The sequence below is a fragment of the Collinsella sp. TF08-11AT genome, from assembly GCF_003437035.1.
In the GTDB taxonomy this organism is placed as follows: domain Bacteria; phylum Actinomycetota; class Coriobacteriia; order Coriobacteriales; family Coriobacteriaceae; genus Collinsella.
Window position 1 is genome coordinate 396,757 of record NZ_QSRL01000001.1, and the last position, 20,825, is coordinate 417,581.

Sequence of the window (20,825 nt, forward strand, 5' to 3'; positions counted from 1 at the left end):
AGGGCCGAAGGGTCGGAGCTTTCTGCCTACATTCAAAAAGCGTGCCCACCGTCCTTGGGTGGGGCGGCGGGCACGCTTGCTTAGCTGTTGCTGGGGCTACTTAGCCTTGCTGCGACGATGGAAGAAAGCGCCGATCGCGGCGATGATGGCGCCAAGACCACCGACGGTCGCGACGGTCGCCGCCGTCTGGTCTCCGGTATTGGGAATCGCCGAACCGTTCTTCTTGCTGCCCTGGGCCTTGTCGCCTGCGGGCTTGCCCGCCTGGTTGCCGCCGTTCGAGCCATTGCCGGAACCCTGGTTGCCCGAGCCGCCCTGGTTGCCGGAATCGGCATCCTTGAGGCTCTCAATGGCCAGCTTGAGCTGGCCATAGGCCGCCTGGATCTGGGTGTCGGAAGCATCCTCATCACCCAAGACGTCCTCGGCGTAGGTAATGGCATCCGTCAGGGCCTTGACAGACTCGGCCGTCTTGCCCCTGGTGTCAGTCTCCTTCGCCTGCTTGACCAGAGCCTTGAGCTGCTTCTTAGTCGGATTCTCGACCGGGGCCACCGGGGTCTTCTCGAGCGCGCCGCGGGCGCTCTCGAGCGCCCTGAGCGCCTGGTCGACCTCGTCCTGCGTGGCGTTCTCGTCACTCAAGATGGCGCGGGCGCTCGCCAGGGCGTTCTCGAGCGCCGTCCAGGAGGCCTCGGTGTAGTCACCGGCCTTGAGGTCGCCGGCAGCAACCTCGGCATCAACCTTTTCGATCGCGGTAGCGAGATCATCCTTCGCCACCGGATCGGGGACGGCCGTACCGTAGAACTTGAGCTCCGCCATGCTGCAGTAGGCATCAACGTCGCCACCGCCGGCGTGAATCACCTTGACGGTCACGTAGCGACCGCGCGCGGCGCCAAAGCTCATCTGCTTCCAGTCGCCACGGTCGGTGAGCACGCGGCCGTCGTTGTCGAAGGCGAACGTACCCATCGACGCGGCGGTGCCCATCTCATAACCGTCGGCAGTGTCGGAGACCAGTATCTCGGCCTCGAAGATATCGCCGTTAGTGCCGCCGTCCTGGCGCGGCAGGAATGTAACGTCGGTGAGATCGTAGTCGCGGCCCAGGTCGACACTCAGATACTGGGGCATACCGGTCCCATGGGCCCAGTCGCTGTGCCAAAGCGTCCGCTCGTCGCCGTCGAGAGCGTTGACGGCGTTGCTGCCCTCGTAGTCGGCCTCACTCGAGAAGTCGGCCACCTTGACGTTCTTGCGGTTCTCGGGCGTGTTGATGAGGATCTTCTCATCGACAGGGCGCATCTTGAGGCCGTCGATTGCCTTCTCGATCTTGGCAGTGGCGTCTGCGACATCCTTCTTGCTATAGCTGCCCTGGCCGCTGTCGAGGAGCTTCCGAGCCGCCTCGACCGCAGTGGTGAGAGCTGCATAGGAATCCTTGGTGTAGACGGACTCGCTGTAGCCCGCGGCCTTGGAAAGCGCTGCCACGAGCGCAGAGGTATCGACACCAGCCTTGACCTCGACCTCATAGGATGCGGTCTTGGAGGGGTCGAGTACCGACGCCACCGTGATCTTTGCCTTGCCGGCCTTGTTGGCACGCAGGTAGTAGCTCACGCTATCGCCAGCCTGAACAGCGGAGACGCTTACCACAGAGGGGTCGGAGCTCTCGACCGTCACATAGGGGTAGCCAGCGCTCTCAGGCGTAGCCTTGGCGTCGACGGGCGTAATGTCGCCTTCAAAGAACTCGGTCTGGTTCTTGCCTAGCTCGACACCCTCGATGGCCTCGACACCCTGCGTGTAGTTGAAGTTGACCTCACGCAGTGTGAGCATCTGGTCACCCGATGCCTCAAGCGGCGTGACCTCGACCTTGGTCGCCTTCTTGCCCTTGTTCTCGGCAGAGAGGTCAAAGGCGTAGCGAGCCAGGAAGGAATCGTACTCCCCGCCCGCGAACTCTTGGATCGAGCCATCCTCGAACGTCACGACGGCCTTGATCTTCTGTACGGTTCCGTTGCCGCCGTTGCGGTTAACGACCTCGACGCTATCGAGTTTCGACGGCGTCTTAAATGCGAATGTCATCGTGGTGGGAAGCTTCACGTAACTCGGTAGCTTACCCTCGCTGTCCCAGTTGCCACTCCAGTTCCACAGGAACTCAAAGCCGTTGTCGCCCTCGTTATTATCGAACAGCGCGTTATAGCTCTTCTGCTGGATAAGTTTCTCGACGTTGGTCCCGTCGTCGGTCGTGAGCTCATCGTTGGTCATCGTGATGTTGAAGGCATCCTGGGCGTACTCGGCGACCGTTGGCTGAGGAACGTCCGGCATCGTCACCGTGCCGTCGCTCGCAAACTCAAGTGCGTCGCATGCCGGGCCGATAAGCCAAGATGTCGAGGGCAGTTCGACCTTTCCGGCGGTCTTGGCCTTGAGCTTGAAACTCGCCACCGCGCCAGTACCGTTGTAGAGCTTGCCATCGCCGCGGTTGGCAAAGGCGAGATTGATAGTCTGCGTTCCGTCCACGAACTGGACCTTCTCGCGAGACAGGTTCTCCATGCCGGCAGTCGAGCCGTCCTGCGCGATGCTCTCGGACACAAACTCGAACTGGTCGCTCTTGAAGTTGACGAGGGCGCCCAGGGCGTTGACGTTCTTGGCGTCGGCCGCATAGACATCAACGGTGATCTCATCACCGGCCTCGACCTCGGTCTTGCTCGGAATCACCGCGAGCGAACCTGCGACCTTGCCCTTTTGTTTAGTGCCGCCGTCAAGACCCGCCATGGTGAACGAGTAATCGTAGACGTCGTAAACGCCGTTATCGTTGAGGTCGGCGAAGTGGTCGCGGATCTGCGAACCGAACGTCGGGGTATCGGGCTCGCGATTCTCGAGGCCCAGATAGTTCTTCATGTTGGAGTAGTCTCCGTCGGAGATCGTGGCCTTGTTGAGGTTGGAGCCCACGGCGAAGCCATCCGTGCCGTCGGTCTTGTAGATGGCAATCTCGGACGCGGAGAAGAAATTGCCGACCGAGGCGAGCGGTGTCATGCGCACGTAACGGGCGGCCACGGTGCCGTCAAACGCTACCGTCTTACAATCAGCGGAACGTGCCCAATCGACCTCCTGGCTCGTCCAGTGGACGCCATCGAGACTCGTCTCAACACGCATCTTGGTCACGGTGCCGTTGCCGGCGTCATCGCGCGGATAGTACTCGAGCTTATCGAGCTTGTAAGCGCGTCCATAGTCAACGGTAAGCGCCTTGCCCAGATCGTTGCCACCGGAGTGGAAACCGCCGTCGCCCGACTGGAACTCATGGTCGAAGGCGAGCTCGGCCTTATGGCTGCCGTAAAGTGAGCCCTCCCAGGTGATTTCCTCGGCGTCGGGGACGTTCCGCCACGGATCGAGTGCGGAGTTCGCCTCGAGCACATCGCTCCAGGCGGAGTAACCTTCGGCGTTGCGCGAACGAATCTGGTAGGTGTGCTTGCTATTGTAGGCGAGGTCGGTGTGCGTGAACTCGGCCGCATCACCCACGGCAAACACAGTGCCGTCGACCTTAAGGTCGTAGGAGGTAGCACCATCGACCTTTCCCCAGGTGAGCTTGATGCTCGTTGGGGTCGTGGCGTCCTCGGGGGCAGCAAGGTTCGTGGGTGCGGAGAGGCTCTCGTTGAGGCGATCGGCTGTGAGCGTGGCGTCGGCGTTCACGAAACCGCCCAGCTCGAGCGTCTGCGCCGCCGCAGCAACATCGGTCTTCGCGAACTTGACGTAGACCTTGGGGTTCGTGGTGATCTTGGTGTTGTTAAAGCTCTCGCCCCGCTCGGCCTCGGTGCCGTCCACATCGCTGCCGTAGTGGTTGAGGTTAGGGGTCTCGCTGTAGAAGTAGACCGCCTGGCCGGCCTCGGGGGTCGCGGTGTCAAAGGTCTCCTGCGAGTCGACCTCAACCACGTTGAGCGCGGATCCGCCGTTCTTGGCGACGACGCTCATGGGCTTGGCGGACACGTTGGCCACGAAGGTCGTGGTGCGATTGGAGTCGTAGCCGTTGTAGCCACCCTGCGAGGCTTCGGCGGTAAAGGTCGCGGTGCCGCCTGCGGCCTTGGATCTGTAGACGGTGCTCACATGCTCACCGTAGGAGATATTGTCGATCGTACCGTAGGAATCGTCCTCAGTCGTGTTGTTCTCGATGGAGGAGCCGTCGTCCTCGTACTGCGTAAAGGTGCCGTCGCCCTCGGTGGCGAAGAACTCGACGATACGCTGGCTGCGGTCGGTACCCTTGGTGTTGGTGTCGCTCACGGCCTCGGGGTTGTTGTTCTCGGCGTACATCGGCACGATAGCGTTGGCCTTCACAAACAGCGGCAGCTTCCAAAGCGGAGCCTCGTAGTTGTTGAGAACCTGGCCGCCGCGATACTGCTTACCCGAGAAGTAATCGATCCAGATGGTGGGATTCTCGTCGGTGCCGTAGTTGGGGAGGTAAATCCCATTGCGAATGTCGTTGCCGTTCTCGTCTGCCTGGGTATCCTGATACACCGGTGCCACTAGGAAGTTCTCACCGAACATATACTGGTACTGCGTCGAAGTGCTTGCGGCGTACTCGGAGTTGTCGGAAAGCAGCATGGCGCGGATCATGGGCAGGCCGGCATCGCCGTTACCCGTGTCGATGTTGGCCGCCGAGGCCGCGCTCGTGTAGATATAGGGCATGAGCTGCGCCTTGAGCTTGAGGTAGAAGCGCGAGATGCCTGTGTAGGGATCGCCGTGCGTCATGGGCGATTTACGGTAGGTGCCCCAACCGTCCATGTCGAGCATAGAGGGCGTGAACGTCTTCCACTGGTAGTCACGCGCAGAGATGATGGGGTCGCCGCCAAAAATGCCATCCATGTCGGAGCCGATGTTGGGGTTGCCCGAAAGACTCTGACCGATATACGTGGGGATATGGAAGCGAATGTACTCCCAGTTACCGCCATACTGGTCGCCGGTCCAAATGCCACCAAAGCGCTGCGTGCCGGCCCAACCATCGAGCGTGATGATGTTGGGGCGCTTGTTAGCGCCGGTCGTCACCGCGTCATAAGCTGTCTTGATGCCATTAAGACCAAAGGAGTAGCCAGATCCAACCCAGGCAACGTCGGTCTTAAGGGTAGTGATGCCTCCCGTCTTGACCTCGGCGTCGAAGTCGCGAAGCAGATGCCACGGGGTCTCAGGGTTGCTGTCGGGCTCAAGGTTGGACTGGGTCCACAAGCCCGTGCTCACACCCTTTGAGTTGGCATACTCGGTGAACTTCTTAAGGTTGTCGACGTTGGCACGCACAGCGTTAAGACGGTCGGCCGAGCTCGCTCCGTCGGAGTTGACGCCGCCGGTCTTGTAGTAACCGTTCTGGCCATAGCCGGCGCCGTAACCGTCGTTCGGCAGGAACCAGCCGAGCGGCATGTCGTTGTCCTCGTAGTCATCGATAACCTGACGAGCAGAGAACTGGCGGTCGAAATCGGTCGCTTTCATGTTCTCGGTATCAACCGTAGGGCCCTCACCGTTGAGCGTCTCGGCCGCAAGTGTGCCGTCGAGCTTGTAGCCCGTCGACATGCCAGACTCGTACTTAACGTCGCCCTTCTCGCTCGAGGACTTGCTGCCCTTGGTCTCCCACTTCTTTTGACCCGAGGTCGTTGACCAGCCATCACGGTTATAGGCATTAAGATGACCAAGGTAGAACCCGTACTCGGGCAGCAGTACCGGGTTACCGGTCACCTTGTAGTAGTCCTGCAGCATCTCAGTTGCCACGTTCGAAGCTCCCTCGTTGGTCGCCACGAAGTAGTAGGCATCAAACTCATTCTCGCTGTGCAAAGTCGTGACCGTCGATGAGTCCGTGGAACCGAAGTCGTAGGAACCCTCTGCAAACGTGTTTCGGAGCACGCCGTAGCCGTCACTCGTCCAATAAAACGGGTTGGGCGAGGCAACGCCGCCATCGGTCCAGTTGTTCGTGTTGGAGATGGCGATGGTCTGGTTGGTGTGCAGGAAGCGTCCGTTCTGGGTGCCGCCGCCAAAGAAGTTCTCGGACTTCTCCTTGGCGAGCGTCTGGACGGTACCCTTCTTATCAAGGTCGAGGGACGCGGACTCGGAAACCACGACACGGTCGCCTGACTTGATACTCATCTTGCCAGTCGCCTTGTCCAGGATCACGGTCGCCTTTCCGCCGGTGATCTCGATAGTGTCGCCCTTGTCGGCAACCGTCGCACTCGGCTTGCTGTAGGTGTCCGAGGTATCGGGCTGAGCCTGGATTTTAGCCGTGTGGGACTTACTGCGCGGTGTGGCGTAATCGGAAAACTCACCCTTGGGGTCGACGTTATAACGGAAAATACCGTCCTCGAGGAACGTAATACGGCCCTTGATGCCGTCAGCGAAATCGATGTCGACGACATTCGAGGCAGACTGGGACACGGTCGCTGAGTCGACGCCCTTGAGTGGCGTGGCAATCGCCTGTTGGGGGTTGGCAAACACGAGCGTCGCTGCAGTGGCAACGAGGACCGCGCTTCCCTTCACCCACCGTTTCGTAAAAATGGAATTCCTGCGCACCTGGTCTCCTTTCTTCCGAGATGCTGAGGTGCCGAGGACGCCCCCCGGCAGCATGGGAAAACGTATCAAACGGGGATGTTCGGTACATTCCGCACAATGGGGCCACCCGTTACCAAGGGGCCAACTGGTAGTAACCAGATAGCCACCTACTAGGTCATATCAATATATGGGAGCACTTGCGCAACCAAGTTCGGAAGTCCACCAGCGGCAGTAAAATGAGCGTCAACGGCAAGGTGGGCTTAATAAGCCATACCAATTGGTTCTTCAGTCAAATACCAATCTAGCAAAAATGTACTGTTTATCTGGTATTACACAGACCATACCTTTCCCTCGGGAACTGGGCTTCGCGAAGTTTCCCGAGAGAAAAGCTCGACCGCCGCCCTGCGACCTACCGGAGATTGCTATGCCGTACGTTGGCTGATTTGGTTTGGAATGAGATGCTGACGGTAGTCAATGGGCACAACTGTCCCGGGTGCATTTCAAGATGCACCTAAATGTCTGCCTTCATCCTTATAGATTGTCCAGGTAGTCGTCGGCATCATAGGTAAGGCTGTAGGCTTTATTCAGGATGCGCACGAGCTCCTGAGCATCGTGTTCGCCGAGCGCTGAGAGCTGCTTCGAGAGCGATGCCACACTCTCGGCATTTTTTTTCGCCGCGAAATCACGGCCTTCCTCGGTAATGCTCACCAGCACACGCCGACGATCGTTTGGATCGGTCCTGCGCTGAACGTAACCCTTGCTCTCGAGTGAATCCAAGATATGCGACATGCGCGCACGGGAGAATTTCAGCTTCTTGGCAATCTCGGAGGGAATAACATCACCGTCAATACCCGATAGATACTGTAAAACCGGTGCCTCGCCCACACTGGCGCCGCCGGCAGCACTCAAGGATCCCTTGGCAAGGGAACGTGAGTACACAATCAGTTTTCGAGCGACGTCATCGTAATCCACTGGGGATATTGTCCTTTGCAACTCTAGAAGGGCCATAAAACCGTCATTTGCCGTACATTAGTTAACATTCGCAACAATTATTTATGATACCCCAACGCGGAAGTCTATTGCTCGTCCTTCTTGCGTCGCATAAGCTCCTCAACGTCGATACCCGCGGCCTCGAGCATACGCTCAACATTCTTTTTGGCGTTGGTCGTGCCAACCTTAAGCACAATCGAAAGCGGAGTGCCCACCACCAAGCATACGATGCCCGCGGGGACGCCCCAGCCGGGGCCGCCCTGCATACCCCACATCCCCACCAAAAAGCCAATAGCCACGAGCGAATAGCCCAGACGCAGCCAAACGTTGAGCCGCTGAATAGCATCGGTCTGCATCTTTGCCTCGCGGATCAAGTCGTCGCGCGAAAGGTCGTGTCCGTGTTTCTCGTGCATATGGGTCCTCCTCGTGCAAAGCGTGCATCATGTGCAAGAACATCGTTTTTCGAATACGTCATCTTTCAAGAGCAATATAGCGGGTGTCGTGTAGGCGATGGAGGTCGCTGGCCATATTGCCCTTGAAGGGCGGCGCAAAATCAGAAGGCCGTGCGGTTGAGGCCGCACGGCCTTACAGGGGGCCAGGGGATGATGACTAGTAGCTCAGTGCCGGGTCGAAGAAGCCAATAACAACGCCCACGAATGCGATCACGACGAGAATCAGCATCATAACGATGGGGTTGACCTTCTTCTTGGTCATCATGTACCAGCAGAAGATGATGAAGACCATCGGCAGCAGGTGCGGATAGATGCCATCGAGAGTGTCCTGGAACTTACCGCCGCCGGGCAGCACCAGGTTGGGGCTGCAGGTGATGGAGACCCAGGTAGCACCGACTGCACCGATGACCATGGTACCGACCATCACGATGGAATCGCGAAGAGCCTTTGCCTTGGGGCCGACCAGTGCCTCAACCGCCTTGCCGCCGAGCTCATAGCCCTGGTTGTAGGCAAAGCGCATGCCGAGGTACATGAGCAGGTTCCACACGACGATATAGAAGATAGCGCCGAGCGGGGAGCCGCCGGTCGAGAGACCGAGGGCGATACCGAGCAGGATCGGGATCAGGGTACCGACGATCAGCGAGTCGCCAAGGCCGGCGAGCGGGCCCATGAGGCCGGCGCGGATGCCGTTGATGGCGTCGTCGTCGATGGCCTCGCCGTTTGCGCGAGCCTCCTCGAGGCCGGCGGTGACGCCGACAATCATGGTGCCGATCTGCGGCTCGGTGTTGAAGAACGCGGAGTAGGTCTGGAGGGCCTGCTTCTGCTCCTCGGGCGTGTCGTAGAGCTCCTCGACGATCGGAAGCATGGCGCACAGGTAACCGAAGGTCTGCATGTGCTCCTGCGAGAAGCAAGTCAGGTTGCCATAGGACCAGTTGCGGAACGACTTGGCAAGCGTTTTCTTAGAGAGTTTCTTCTTCTCTGCCATTAGATGTCCTCCTCTTCCTCATCATCGGAGCCCGAGGCGATAGCTGCCTTGGGAGCGTTTGCGAGGTCGATCTTGAGCGAAGCGATCTCATAGTTGATCAGGGCGAAGAAGCAGCCGATGCCGGCGGCGGCAATCAGGTTGCATCCCATGACAGCGGACAGGGTGAAGCCGAAGAAGAACGTGAGGAAGTCCGTCGGCTTGGAGATGACCTGCTTGAGCAGGATGGCGATACCGACGGTAGGCAGCAGCGAGCCGACGGTGAACAGCGTCTTCATCGCGATGCCGTCCATGGGCATGTAGGTCTTCATGAGGTCGACCATGGCGGTGCCGCCCATGGTGATGATGAACGTCGGGAGGAACGAGCAGACGATGTGACCAATCCAAGGCAGAACGTTGTTGACCAGGTAGAGCTTGTGGAGATCGCCCTTCTCGAGCCACTTCCACCCCATGCCCTGCCACACCAGGTTGATGGTGGCGGTGCCATAGAAGAGCACAGTGCCGAGCGTGCCGACGGCGGCACCGAGGGATGCGGCCATGCCGGCAGCCTCAGCGGAGGCGGGATCGATGCCCGAGTTCTTGATGGCGAGGATCGCCAGCGGGATGCCGATATAGGACACGGCGCGGACGTCGGCGGAGACGGTTCCGCCGGGGGTCACGAGAGCGATGTAGACAACCTGGATGGCAGCGCCGACGAGGATGCCCGTCTGCATATCGCCCATGATGATGCCGACGATGAGGCCGGCGACCAGAGGACGACCCAGAGTGTAGTTGCCGATCGTCGTGCCGCCCATGCCAGGCAGTGATGCCAGGCAGGCGAACAGGCCGAACAGCGCGGCTTGGAATGCATTGATTGCCATGCTTTCCCCTTTCTTTATTCCTCAGCCCCTTTCCCCAGGGCTGTAGGTACCAAAATGCAGCTGGCGCCTAACTAGAAGCCAAACTGACCGCGGAACTTGGGCCACTCACCAATGGATTTCTCCTTGATAAGGGCGAACTCGACCGTGTAGCCGGCGTTGGTGAGATCCTCGAGCGCCTGGGCCTCTTCCTGCGTGATCGACTGGTTGTTGCCGAGCTTGGTGGCGCCGGGACGGTCGTTGCAGGGGCCGACGATGATGCGGTCCATGCCGGGCTTAAAGCCAAAATCGACGAGAAGTTCCTTCATGTCGAGCGGGTTCTTGGTGATCAGGAAGTACTTGGTGTTGGACTTGAGAACCTTCTCGGAGACCTCCTTGAAGTGCTCCTTGGTCCACACGAACGTCTTCTTGCCCGAGGCACTCTTGTAGGCCTCCTTGAGCACGGGGTTGGACGCTGCAGCGTCGTTGACGGCGATAAGACCGTCGCAGGGATACTCGAGGGCCCAACGGGTAACGGTCTGTCCATGGATCATACGGTCGTCAATACGGATGAACGAAATCATGCGTTCTCCCTTTCTTTATCACCGGGGGTCTTTCCTCTTAACCCCCGCTCCATCACAAAAATTGGGGCGGATGCGCTGCCTAGATGTCGTCGTCCTCGTCGTCGGCGTCATCGGTCGGGACCACAAGCTCGGACATACCGTTCTTGCCCTCCTGCAGCATCATCTGCTTGAGAGAATCCAGGTCCATGGTGGCAAGCCCCATCATGGCGGTCATAGCCATGGGCAGATTCATACCGCCGAAGGCAATGGTGTGGGCGGGCAAGCCCTTCTCGGCCAGCGTGTTCATAGCATTGGTGAGCGGCGATCCGCCCAGGATGTCACCGAGCAGGACAACCTCGTCATCGGCGGTAACGGGAGCGACCATCGCCTTGACGTTCTCGACATATTCGTCAGCGCCCATGCCGTCCACGAGACTCGTCGACAAGATGTTCGGGGCGTCATTGCCGAGCATCTTGAGGACACTGTGCAGTCCGGGAGCGAGCGTTCCGTGACTGACCATTACCAGATACCGCATGCGGTCTCCTCTCGACCTGCCGTGTGTCGCACGGCTTTGCTTTTTGCTGAGATTATTGTTGCGCCGGGGCATGTTCGGTACAAGAAAATAGTTGTGAACGGCAACTATTCATCGGTTAACGGTAGCAACTATTTTTGTGCCTAAATTATTTTTTCTTCTAATTATTTTTAAAATAGCAGGTAGATTGCCTGATAAATGTTTTATGTTCCTTATGCACCATACATACCAGCAAGAATCGGGCCTGGCATCTCCGGTTTGCCCCGCAGTGTCAGACCATGTCACGTACGCCCACGACATGGAGGTACCCCATGGATATGATCTCGTTTCTCGCCTCCGAACCCTTCGACCGCAGCGGTGATACGCCGCTCTATGTCCAACTTAAACATCGAATCGCCCTGCTTATCGCCAGCCAGGCGTTCGACACCAAGACGCCGCTGCCACGCGAGCTCGAAATCTGTGAACGGCTAGAGTTATCGCGCGCGACCGTGCGCCGTTGCTTCCAAGATCTCGTCATCGAGGGGCGCGTGGTGCGCAAACGTGGGCAGGGCACGTTCATCAAACCCCAAACCTCAGCACCCGGCATCGACCTGGCCCTGAATTTCAGCGCGCGGATGCGCGAAGCGGGACGGGTTCCGAGCTCGCAGATTCTCGCCTTTTCAAGCATACCGGCCGTCCGCGGCATCGCCTCTGGGCTCAAAGTGCCCGAGGGGACACCCGTCTGGGAGATTCGCCGCCTGCGTCTCGCCAACGACAAACCCATGGAGCTCAACTACGTCTATATCCTCGTGTCACTTTGCCCCGAGCTCACACGCAAAGACGTGGATGGCTCGCTCTACGCCTACATCGCGGAAAAGACCGGCATCCTGCCCGCAAGCGTCGATGCCGTCTACGAGACGGTCAACCTCGACAAGCATGAGGCGCGCCTTTTGGGACAGAACACCGGTAAGGCGGCGATGCGCATCGTGCGTTCGACCTACGACAAGACGGGAACCCCGTTCGAGGTAGGCGTGCTCATCAGCTGCGACGGTCAGGCAAAGCTGCACGTGCACATCGCCGCCGACAAAACAACCTTCACCGCCACAGCCCAATAAATCCAAAACGTGGGCTCCGCCGTTCGAACGAACGGCGGAGCCCACACTCACTTTCTTTTTCATCCCTAGTCATCGCGCAAAGCCCCTTCGGCAGCACACGGTGCAGCCGAGTCACCGTAGGCCGGGGCGGGAGGCGGACCTTTCTCTCGGAAAACTTCGCGAAGCCCAGTTTCCGAGAGGAAGTGTCCGGCTGCCGCCCCGGCCGACCAGGTCACACTACACCGTGTGCTGCGGCAGGTCCTGCAGGGCGATGACGTCCATGCCCATGTCGTTGGCGCTGCCGTGACCCTGCTGGTCCTCGCGCACCGCCTCGATGGCACTCACATACGTGTTGGCTGCAGACATCGCGGTCACGCAGGTCACGCCGCGACGCACCGCCTCGGTACGCAACAGATAGCCGTCGCCGCGCGAACCTGGGCCGTACGGCGTGTTGATAATCACCGCGATCTTGCCATCGGCGATAAGGTCGCCGATGTTGGGGCTCTCGCTATCATGCGGACCGCTGATCTTTTCCACGATTTCGCACGTCACGTTGCCGCCGCGCAGCACGCGCGCCGTACCCTCAGTGGAACAGATATCAAAGCCCAGGTAGCGCAGGATACGGGCAACCGAAAGAATATGGCGCTTATCGCGGTCGCACACGCTAATGAACACCTTGCCGCTGCCCGGATCGGGCAGGTTGTAGTCGATCGCCAGCTGCGTCTTGGCGTATGCCTCGGGATAGCTCTTGGCGATACCCATGACCTCGCCCGTCGACTTCATCTCGGGCCCCAGGATAACGTCGGCTCCCGGGAAACGGCCCCAGGGCATGACGGCTTCCTTCATGCAGAACCAATCGAGCTGACGCTCGTCGCTCGGCAGGCCCAGGCTGGCGATGGAATCGCCCGCCATGATGCGCGCCACGCACTTGGCCAGCGGCACGCCGGTGGCCTTGGAGATAAACGGCACAGTGCGGCTCGCGCGCGGGTTTGCCTCGATCACGTAGACGGTCTCGCCCTTGATGGCATACTGCACATTGACCAGGCCGCGTACGCCCAGCGCCATCGCGATGCGGCGCGTGGTCTCGCGGAGCTTTGCCTGCAGGCTCTCGCTAAAGCTGAACGGCGGGATGCAGGTCGCAGAGTCGCCGGAGTGAATACCGGCCTCCTCGATATGCTCCAGAATGCCGCCGATGTAGACCTCTTCGCCATCGCACAGGGCGTCGACATCGGACTCGATCGCACCCTCCAGGAAGCGATCCAGATACACCGGGTAGTCGGGGCTAATGCGCGCAGCCTCGGCCATGTAATCGCGCAGATGCTCGGCATCGTAGGCGATCATCATGCCGCGGCCGCCCAGCACGTAGCTCGGACGCACCAGCAGCGGGTAGCCAATATGCGCGGCCACGGCCTCGGCCTCCTCAAACGAGGTTGCCTGGCCCGCCGGCGGATACATAATGCCCAGCTTGTCGAGCAGGGCGGCAAAGCGCTCGCGGTCCTCGGCAAAGTCGATGGCATCGGGCTTGGTGCCCATGATGTTCACGCCGCTCTCCTCGAGCATGCGCGCCAGCTTAAGCGGAGTCTGGCCGCCGAGCGTCACCACGACGCCGTCGGGGCGCTCAACATCGATAACGTCCATGACGTCCTCGTAGGTGAGCGGCTCAAAGTACAGGCGGTCGGACGTGTCATAGTCGGTCGAGACGGTCTCGGGATTGCAGTTGACCATGATGGTCTCGAAGCCGCGGGCCGCCAGCGCGTAGCTCGCGTGCACGCAACAGTAATCGAACTCGATACCCTGGCCAATGCGGTTGGGACCGGCGCCCAGGATCATCGCCTTGGGCTTGTCCGCCGGCGTGGTCTCGTCGGGAGCCACGCACTTCTTGGCATCCGGGCTCGTGCGGTAGATGTTCTCGTACGTCTTGTAATGGTACTCCGTGGCGCTCGAGAACTCGGCGGCGCAGGTATCGACCGTCTTCATGCTGGGAACCACGCCCAGGCCCTTGCGATAAGCGCGAACAAAGCGCTCGTCCGAGCCGGTCAGCGCGGCGATCTCGGCGTCGCTCGTGCCGTACTGCTTGAGCAGGCGCATCGCGTCGGCGTCGATATCCTCCACACGCAGGCCGCGGATGCTCTCCTGGACCTGCACCATATCGTTGATGCGATTGAGATACCACGGATCGATACCGCAAATGGCGTGGATGCGCGCAACATCCCAGCCGCGGCGCAGGGCCTCGACCACAAAGAAGATGCGGTGCTCGGTCGGGGTACCCACGGCCTGGGCGAGTTCATCGTCGCTCAGTTTATCGGCACCCTCCTTGCCGCCAGCGCAAATGCCCTGGTGTCCATCCTCCAGCGAGCGCATAGCCTTGCCAAAGGCCTCCTCAAAGGTGCGGCCGATCGCCATAATCTCGCCCACGGCCTTCATGCGCGTGGTGAGCGTGGGGTCGGTGCCCTTGAACTTCTCAAAGGCAAAGCGCGGCACCTTGACCACGCAGTAGTCGATCGTGGGCTCAAAGCAGGCGGGCGTGGCCTTGGTGATGTCGTTGACGATCTCGTCGAGCGTGTAGCCCACGGCCAGGCGAGCGGCGGCCTTGGCGATGGGGAAACCCGTGGCCTTGGAGGCCAGCGCGGACGAGCGGCTCACGCGCGGGTTCATCTCGATGACGATCAGGCGGCCGGTCTGGGGGTTCACGGCAAACTGCACGTTGGAGCCGCCGGTCTCGACGCCGATCTTCTCCAAGATGGCGAGCGAGGCGACACGCATGCGCTGATACTCCAGGTCGGAGAGGGTCTGCGCCGGCGCCACGGTGATGGAGTCGCCGGTATGCACGCCCATGGGGTCGAGGTTCTCGATGGAGCACACGATGATGCCGTTGCCGGCGTGGTCACGCATGACCTCCATCTCATACTCTTTCCAACCCTCGATGGACTCCTCGACCAGCACCTCATGGGCAGGCGAGAGCTCAAGGCCCTGGCTCACGATGGAGACGAGCTCCTCGTGGGTATGCGCGATGCCGCCGCCGGCGCCACCGAGGGTAAAGCTCGGGCGCAGTACGCAGGGATATCCCACGCGCTCGGCGATAGCCTCGGCGTCGGCCACGCTGTAGGCATAGCCCGAGCGCGCAACCTCCAGGCCGATCTCGGCCATGGCCTCGTTAAAGAGTTTGCGGTCCTCGCCGCGCTCGATAGCGGCCAGGTCGCAGCCGATCATCTCGACGCCGTACTTGTCGAGCGTGCCGTCCTTTGCCAGCTCGACGGCGGCGTTCAGACCGGTCTGGCCGCCCAGCGTGGGCAGCAGCGCGTCCGGGCGCTCTTTCTTGATTACGCGCTCGATAAACTCGGCGGTGATGGGCTCGACATAGGTGCGGTCGGCAAGACCCGGGTCGGTCATGATGGTCGCCGGATTGGAGTTGACCAGGATGACCTCAAAGCCATCCTCCTTGAGCACCTTGCAGGCCTGTGCGCCGGAGTAGTCGAACTCACAGGCCTGGCCAATGACGATAGGGCCCGAACCAATAACGAGGATGCGCTTGATGTCAGTACGTTTAGGCATGTTAGTTCTCCTCGGTCGCAGCGTTCTCGGACTCGGCGAAATTCCAGCCGGCGAGGCGGTCCTTCGCGGTGTCGATGTCCAGGTAGTTCTCCTCGCCGTCCATGAGTCGCGTAAAGGCGGTAAAGAGATAGTGGGCATCGGTGGGGCCAGGCGAAGCCTCGGGGTGGTACTGGACCGAGAAACACGGGGCGTCGAGCAGCTGGATGCCCTCGGCGGTGCCGTCGTTGAGGTTCACATGTGTCAGGCGAATGCGACCAAAGCGCTCGTTCATCACGACCGGCGCGATGCCGCGACGCACCCAGGCGCGCAGGTCACCGTCGGCCGCATGCTCGGTTTCGCCGCCGGAAAGCTCCGGAATCAGTTTGCCCAGACTGGGGAACAGCAGGCCAAAGCCGTGGTTTTGCGCGGTGATCTCCACGCGACGGCTCACCAGATTCATAACCGGCTGGTTACCGCCACGGTGACCGAATTTAAGCTTTTCCATTTGGGCGCCGCAGGCCAGGCTGATCATCTGGTGACCGAGGCAAATGCCAAAGACCGGCACCTTGCCGATCAGCTGCTGTACCTGCTCATAGGTCTCCACCACGGCATCGGGGTCGCCGGGGCCGTTGGACAAAAAGACGCCATCGGGATTCATGTCGAGCACCTCACTCGCGGGCGTATCCCACGGCACGACGGTGAGATCGCAGCCGGCACGGACCAGGCCCTCCAGAATACCGCGCTTCACACCGCAGTCGTAGGCGACCACTTTGTGACGGGCAGGAGCGGCAGCCGCAAGCGCAAAGTCATGCGTGGCAGGCAGGTCGGCGGCCACAAACTCGTGAGGCGCGGGGCAACTTACGGTCTTGACCAGGTTCTCGCCTACCAGCGTGGGCGCAGCGGACAAGCGCTCGGCAAGCTCGTCGACGTCGAAGATCTCGGTCGAGATAATGCCCATCTTGGAACCATTGTCGCGCAGATGGCGCACCAGAGCGCGGGTGTCGATACCCTCGATAGCGACGATGCCGTGAGCGCGCAGGTACTCCGGCACGCTGACGGCCGAGCGCCAGTTAGAAGGCGTGGCGCACATATCGCGAACGATCATGCCGCGCATAGCCGGAGCGCTCGCAGGGCGCACGGCGTCGCCGGGGAAGGCCGACTGGACATCGGTCTCGTCGATACCGTAATTGCCGATCTGCGGATAGGTCATGGTTACAATTTGGCCGGCATAACTCGGGTCGGTCATGACCTCAAAGTAGCCCTCGAGCGAGGTGTTGAAGCAGACTTCGCCGGTCGCGGTGCCCTCGGCGCCGCATGCACGTCCATAAAAAATGGTCCCATCCTCAAGATACAGGATACAGGGACCGCAGGTGCCCTTGCTGGTTTTGGCCAGCATACGCTGGCAAAGCTCGCTGGGCGCGAAGGTGCGGGCGGCAGCGCCCGCGGTATGGTTGTTCGCCATAATTCTCCTTCCCGGTCTCACAGGACCGGCTTAAAGGTGTGTAGTTAGGCCTCGCGGTATTGTAACCGCAAGCATGCCTCATGGCGTTAATTTCATCGAAATGTTTACGAAATGATAATTATGACTTTCTATGCATAATGATTATTTAATCCCCGTCCCAGAAAAATTATCCCGCGTGGGCTTGTGGCTCACGCGGGATAATGGCCTCTTACTTTTGCTTGTCCTGTTCCAGCAGATCGGACGGTGAGCGATCGGGCTTGCCGCCGCGGAAAATCTCGCGGCCATGCAGACGATGCTCCAGGTCACGTTCGGCCTTTTCCTCGTCAATCTTGGTCTGGCTCACCACCGGGTCCTCGATCAGCGACGAAACCGAGTTCACCTGTTTTTGAATGCGCTCGGCAATGGTGTCGTCCATGCTTACGATGCGCATCTTCCAGTCGATACTCGTGGCGTTGGATGAGCTCTTGGTCCACACAAACGTCAAAATGGCGCTCTGATGACCCCGCGCGGGAAACATGCCAAAGAAGGAATCGTGCTGAATGTTGCTATCCTCGTCGATATAGGCGTGAACGTTATACACCACGCGGTCGATCTTATCGTTGAGCAGCGCGTTGGTCGCAAGCGCAGCGGCCTGAATCTGCCCGTTGGACAGCAGCTCGAGCTCGTTGGCAGACGATGTGTCCAACACCGTCACCTCGACCGTGCCCGTACGCTCATCAGCTTCATCGACGGTAAAGTCGAGCGGGAACTGCGTAAAGCCGTTGCCCCACTCAAGGCCGCCCTTCAGCGCCGTCGAAACGGTATCCACCGAAACGCTCTCGGACAGGTTGGCGGTGTTCAGGCGTCGCATCACGCCGTAGCCAATCTGCATGCCCACAATCAGCACCAAGATGCCAATGACCACGGCCATGGCAGTCTTCGTAATGGTATGGCTCACCTGCGAGCCCGAAGGGTCGTCCTCGGACAGCGGGTCGATATGTTTTGCCTGGCTCGCGCGGTCCTCGCTGCGCAGCTGCGCTAGCGCCGCTTTGTCACCGCGCTTGGCCGCAGCCTCCTTCTCACGCATGCGCTCGGTGCGCTTTTTGGCAAGCGTGGGATCCAAGACACCGGATGCATCGATTTCGGAGAATAACTCCGTCACTTCTTCCGGAGTCAAAGGGTTCTTGTCAGCCATAAACTTCCTGTCATATCAATCAGTCGAGCTCGTGCGCACGCGCACCTTCGAACTGCATTCGATAGTAACGGGCATAGGTGCCGCCACGGGCGAGAAGCTCCTCGTGCGTGCCACGCTCCACAACGCGACCATGCTCAACGGTCGCAATCTCATCGGCATGCTTAATAGTCGAGAGACGGTGGGCGATGATGATTGTGGTACGGCCGCGTGCCAGCTCTTCGAGCGACTCCTGTACCGCTTCCTCGCTCTCGTTATCCAAAGCACTCGTCGCCTCATCCAAAATAAGGATCTTGGGGTTCTTGAGAAATACGCGCGCAATGGCGACGCGCTGCTTCTGTCCGCCCGAAAGACGGCTGCCGCGCTCGCCCACGACCGTGTCATAGCCCTGTGGAAGCGACTCGATAAAGGCATCGATGTTGGCGCGACGGGCGGCCTCGGCGATCTCTTCTGCCGTAGCGCCCGGCTTGCCGTAGGCGATGTTCTCGCCGATTGTTCCGTCAAACAGGTAGACATCCTGCTGCACCAGGCCGATGGCGCGGCGCAGGCTCTGCTGCGTCACATCGCGCACGTCCTGGCCGTCGATGCTAATGGATCCGGCAGCCACGTCATAAAAGCGTGGCAGCAGCGAACAGGTCGTGGACTTGCCACCGCCCGAAGGGCCAACCAAAGCGATGGTCTGCCCGGGCTTGATGGACAGATTCATATGGTCGATAACGGGACGCTCTTCGGCATCACCCTCGCCCAGCTCAACGTCCTCGTAGTTAAAGCACACGTCGTGATAATCCACGGCGCCGGCGGTCACCTGCAGATCCGTGGCGTCCGGCTTGTCCTGGATATCCGGCGCGGTCGAGAGCACCTCGTCCATACGCTTAAAGCCAGCGATGGCCTTCTGATACATTTCGGCCGAATTGACGAGTGTCTCGAGCGGCGTGCAGAACAGCGAAATGTAGAGCGCGAAGGTTGCCATATCGACCGCCTGCAGCTGACCCTGGGCAACGAGCCAACCACCCAGCAGCACCACGATCACGTACAGCACGCCCGAGAGCAGGCCATACGTCGCGGTATAGACGCCCATGGCGTGATACATGTTTTCCTTGGACGAAAGGTAGCGATTGTTGGAGGCGCGGAACTTAGAGCGCTCGGTCTCCTCATTGGCAAAGCTCTTGACCACGCGCATGCCCGCCAGCGAATCCTGCAGCTGCGCATTGATGCCGCTGATTTTTTTGCGATTGTCGCTAAAGACCTCGCGCATGCGCATGTTCTGCCAAAACATGATGACCGCAAACGCTGCCGTCACCACAGCCATGGCAAGCGCCAGCACCGGGGCGATGGTAAAGAGGATCACAAACGAGCCGATAATCTCGATGCCGCAGATGATGATCCACTCGGGCACGTGATGCGCCGCCTCGCAGATATCGAACAGGTCGTTGACCACGCGGCTCATCATGTCACCCGAGCTGTTGCGGTCGAAATATGCAAAGCTAAAGCGCTCATACTGGTCGAACAGGTCCTCGCGCATCTTGGACTCCATGCGCGCGCCCATCACGTGGCCCCAATAGCTCACAAAATAGCGGCAGGCGCAACGGATGACATACATCAGCACCAAACCCACCGCGATCATACCGAGCGCCTGCATAATGGCAGCCTGACCCCGGGTAAACAGCCCACCGGTCAGATTGCGCAGGATAATGGGGAACGCCAGGTCAATGGCGGCAAGCACCAGAGCACAAACAGTATCAGCAACAAAAAGCCCCATCTGGGGCTCGTAATACGAGAGAAACCTTTTAAACATGCAATCCTCGAAGAGAAATAAATAGCGTGAGAAATCCGGTTGAACCGGTCAGGCTGAAAACAAAGCGTCCCAACAAGCATAACGCCGATGTTCTGGCAGCGTCAGCGAAAACGTCCCTAAGCGAGCAAGGTGCCTTGAAAGAGGAGCGACGCGTACTTCGGTACGCGAGCGACGATTGAAAGGCAGATTGCCGCTTAGGGGCGTTTGCAGCGTCGACTCGTTACGCGGTTTGGTAAAACCGCGTAACCTAGAGCTCCGCTCCGCCCAAGCGGTGCGCGATGCTATCGCAGGCCAAGGCGCCCACGACGGTCTTGGCGTCTTCGATCTTGCCGTCGAGCACGGCGTCGATCAGCTCGTGCAGCGGCACCAGGTCCACGTTGACAAACTCGTCATCGTCGGGGTTGGGCGCGTCGAACTCGAGCTTGGTGGCCAGGTAGATATGAATGATCTCATCGCAGAAGCCGCAGGACGTGACAATCGACGTCAAAAAGCGAATACGACCAGCCCTAAAGCCCGTCTCCTCATGCAGTTCGCGCTTGGCGCAATCGAGCGGGTCCTCGCCTGGATCGAGCTTGCCGGCGGGAATCTCGACCGTCACGCGGTCGATAGCGGTGCGGTACTGACGCACCAGTACGATCTTGCCGCTCTCGGTCAGCGCCACAACGGCCGCAGCACCCGGATGGCGAACGATATCACGGGCGCTGCGGCGACCGTTGGGCAGCTCAACCTCAAGACGGTGGACGTCGAGGATCTTGCCCTTCCAGGCGCACTCCTCCGAAAGAATCTTCTCGTGCAGCTCGGCATCGTGTGGGTCGTCGTCGCCCAGCACCAGCGCCGGCTCGTCAGCGACCTCGCCACCAGGCTCGCCCTCGGCGTGCCCATACATGCGGCTGTCCTCTTCGACGATCTGCGCGTCCACGAGCTCTTCGTTCTTCTCGTCCATCCGTCT

Annotated in this window: 13 protein-coding genes; 1 reads left to right on the plus strand and 12 read right to left on the minus strand. The window is 60.0% G+C overall.

Annotated elements, in window-relative coordinates; translation table 11 throughout:
- Nucleotides 1-96 precede the first annotated feature (96 nt).
- The 7 genes from DXC79_RS01610 to DXC79_RS01640 all read right to left on the minus strand — a co-directional run bounded on the left by DXC79_RS01610 (nt 97) and on the right by DXC79_RS01640 (nt 10,847).
- Nucleotides 97-6,510, minus strand: a complete 6,414-nt coding sequence (locus DXC79_RS01610; RefSeq protein ID WP_158550937.1) for a discoidin domain-containing protein — start codon at nt 6,508-6,510, stop codon at nt 97-99.
- 510 nt (nt 6,511-7,020) lie between these two features.
- Entirely contained in the window at nt 7,021-7,461 is a 441-nt protein-coding gene (locus DXC79_RS01615) for a MarR family winged helix-turn-helix transcriptional regulator (RefSeq protein ID WP_158550938.1), read from the minus strand.
- A 104-nt stretch (nt 7,462-7,565) separates the two neighbouring features.
- Entirely contained in the window at nt 7,566-7,892 is a 327-nt protein-coding gene (locus DXC79_RS01620; protein ID WP_117584044.1) for a DUF202 domain-containing protein, read from the minus strand.
- A gap of 196 nt (nt 7,893-8,088) precedes the next feature.
- Complete coding sequence (locus tag DXC79_RS01625) at nt 8,089-8,916, minus strand: PTS system mannose/fructose/sorbose family transporter subunit IID (protein WP_117584043.1); 828 nt, start codon at nt 8,914-8,916, stop codon at nt 8,089-8,091.
- On the minus strand, nt 8,916-9,773 hold the full coding sequence (locus DXC79_RS01630) for a PTS sugar transporter subunit IIC (protein ID WP_089572605.1): 858 nt from the start codon (nt 9,771-9,773) through the stop codon (nt 8,916-8,918). The genes DXC79_RS01625 and DXC79_RS01630 overlap by 1 nt, the downstream gene beginning before the upstream one ends.
- A gap of 71 nt (nt 9,774-9,844) precedes the next feature.
- On the minus strand, nt 9,845-10,333 hold the full coding sequence (locus tag DXC79_RS01635) for a PTS sugar transporter subunit IIB (protein WP_117584041.1): 489 nt from the start codon (nt 10,331-10,333) through the stop codon (nt 9,845-9,847).
- A gap of 79 nt (nt 10,334-10,412) precedes the next feature.
- Nucleotides 10,413-10,847 (minus strand): PTS sugar transporter subunit IIA, encoded by a 435-nt coding sequence (locus tag DXC79_RS01640; RefSeq protein WP_117634680.1) that lies wholly within the window; start codon nt 10,845-10,847, stop codon nt 10,413-10,415.
- Nucleotides 10,848-11,155: 308 nt separating this feature from the next.
- On the opposite strand from DXC79_RS01640, the gene DXC79_RS01645 reads away from it, so the two are divergent.
- Entirely contained in the window at nt 11,156-11,938 is a 783-nt protein-coding gene (locus DXC79_RS01645; RefSeq protein ID WP_158550939.1) for a GntR family transcriptional regulator, read from the plus strand.
- A gap of 216 nt (nt 11,939-12,154) precedes the next feature.
- Here the strand turns inward: DXC79_RS01645 and carB are convergent, their stop codons facing one another.
- From carB to DXC79_RS01670, 5 genes are all read right to left on the minus strand, one after another.
- Entirely contained in the window at nt 12,155-15,469 is a 3,315-nt protein-coding gene (gene carB, locus DXC79_RS01650; RefSeq protein WP_117634684.1) for a carbamoyl-phosphate synthase large subunit, read from the minus strand.
- 1 nt (nt 15,470) lies between these two features.
- Entirely contained in the window at nt 15,471-16,910 is a 1,440-nt protein-coding gene (carA, locus tag DXC79_RS01655; protein ID WP_117634685.1) for a glutamine-hydrolyzing carbamoyl-phosphate synthase small subunit, read from the minus strand.
- A gap of 208 nt (nt 16,911-17,118) precedes the next feature.
- Nucleotides 17,119-18,084 carry a hypothetical protein gene (locus tag DXC79_RS01660; protein ID WP_117564028.1) on the minus strand — a complete coding sequence of 322 codons (966 nt, stop codon included), beginning with the start codon at nt 18,082-18,084 and terminating at the stop codon, nt 17,119-17,121.
- Between the two features lie 19 nt (nt 18,085-18,103).
- The gene (locus DXC79_RS01665) at nt 18,104-19,876 is read right to left on the minus strand and encodes an ABC transporter ATP-binding protein (protein ID WP_117634687.1); all 1,773 of its coding nucleotides are present in this window, start codon (nt 19,874-19,876) and stop codon (nt 18,104-18,106) included.
- A gap of 247 nt (nt 19,877-20,123) precedes the next feature.
- Complete coding sequence (locus tag DXC79_RS01670; protein WP_172622467.1) at nt 20,124-20,819, minus strand: NUDIX domain-containing protein; 696 nt, start codon at nt 20,817-20,819, stop codon at nt 20,124-20,126.
- Between the last annotated feature and the right edge of the window lie 6 nt (nt 20,820-20,825).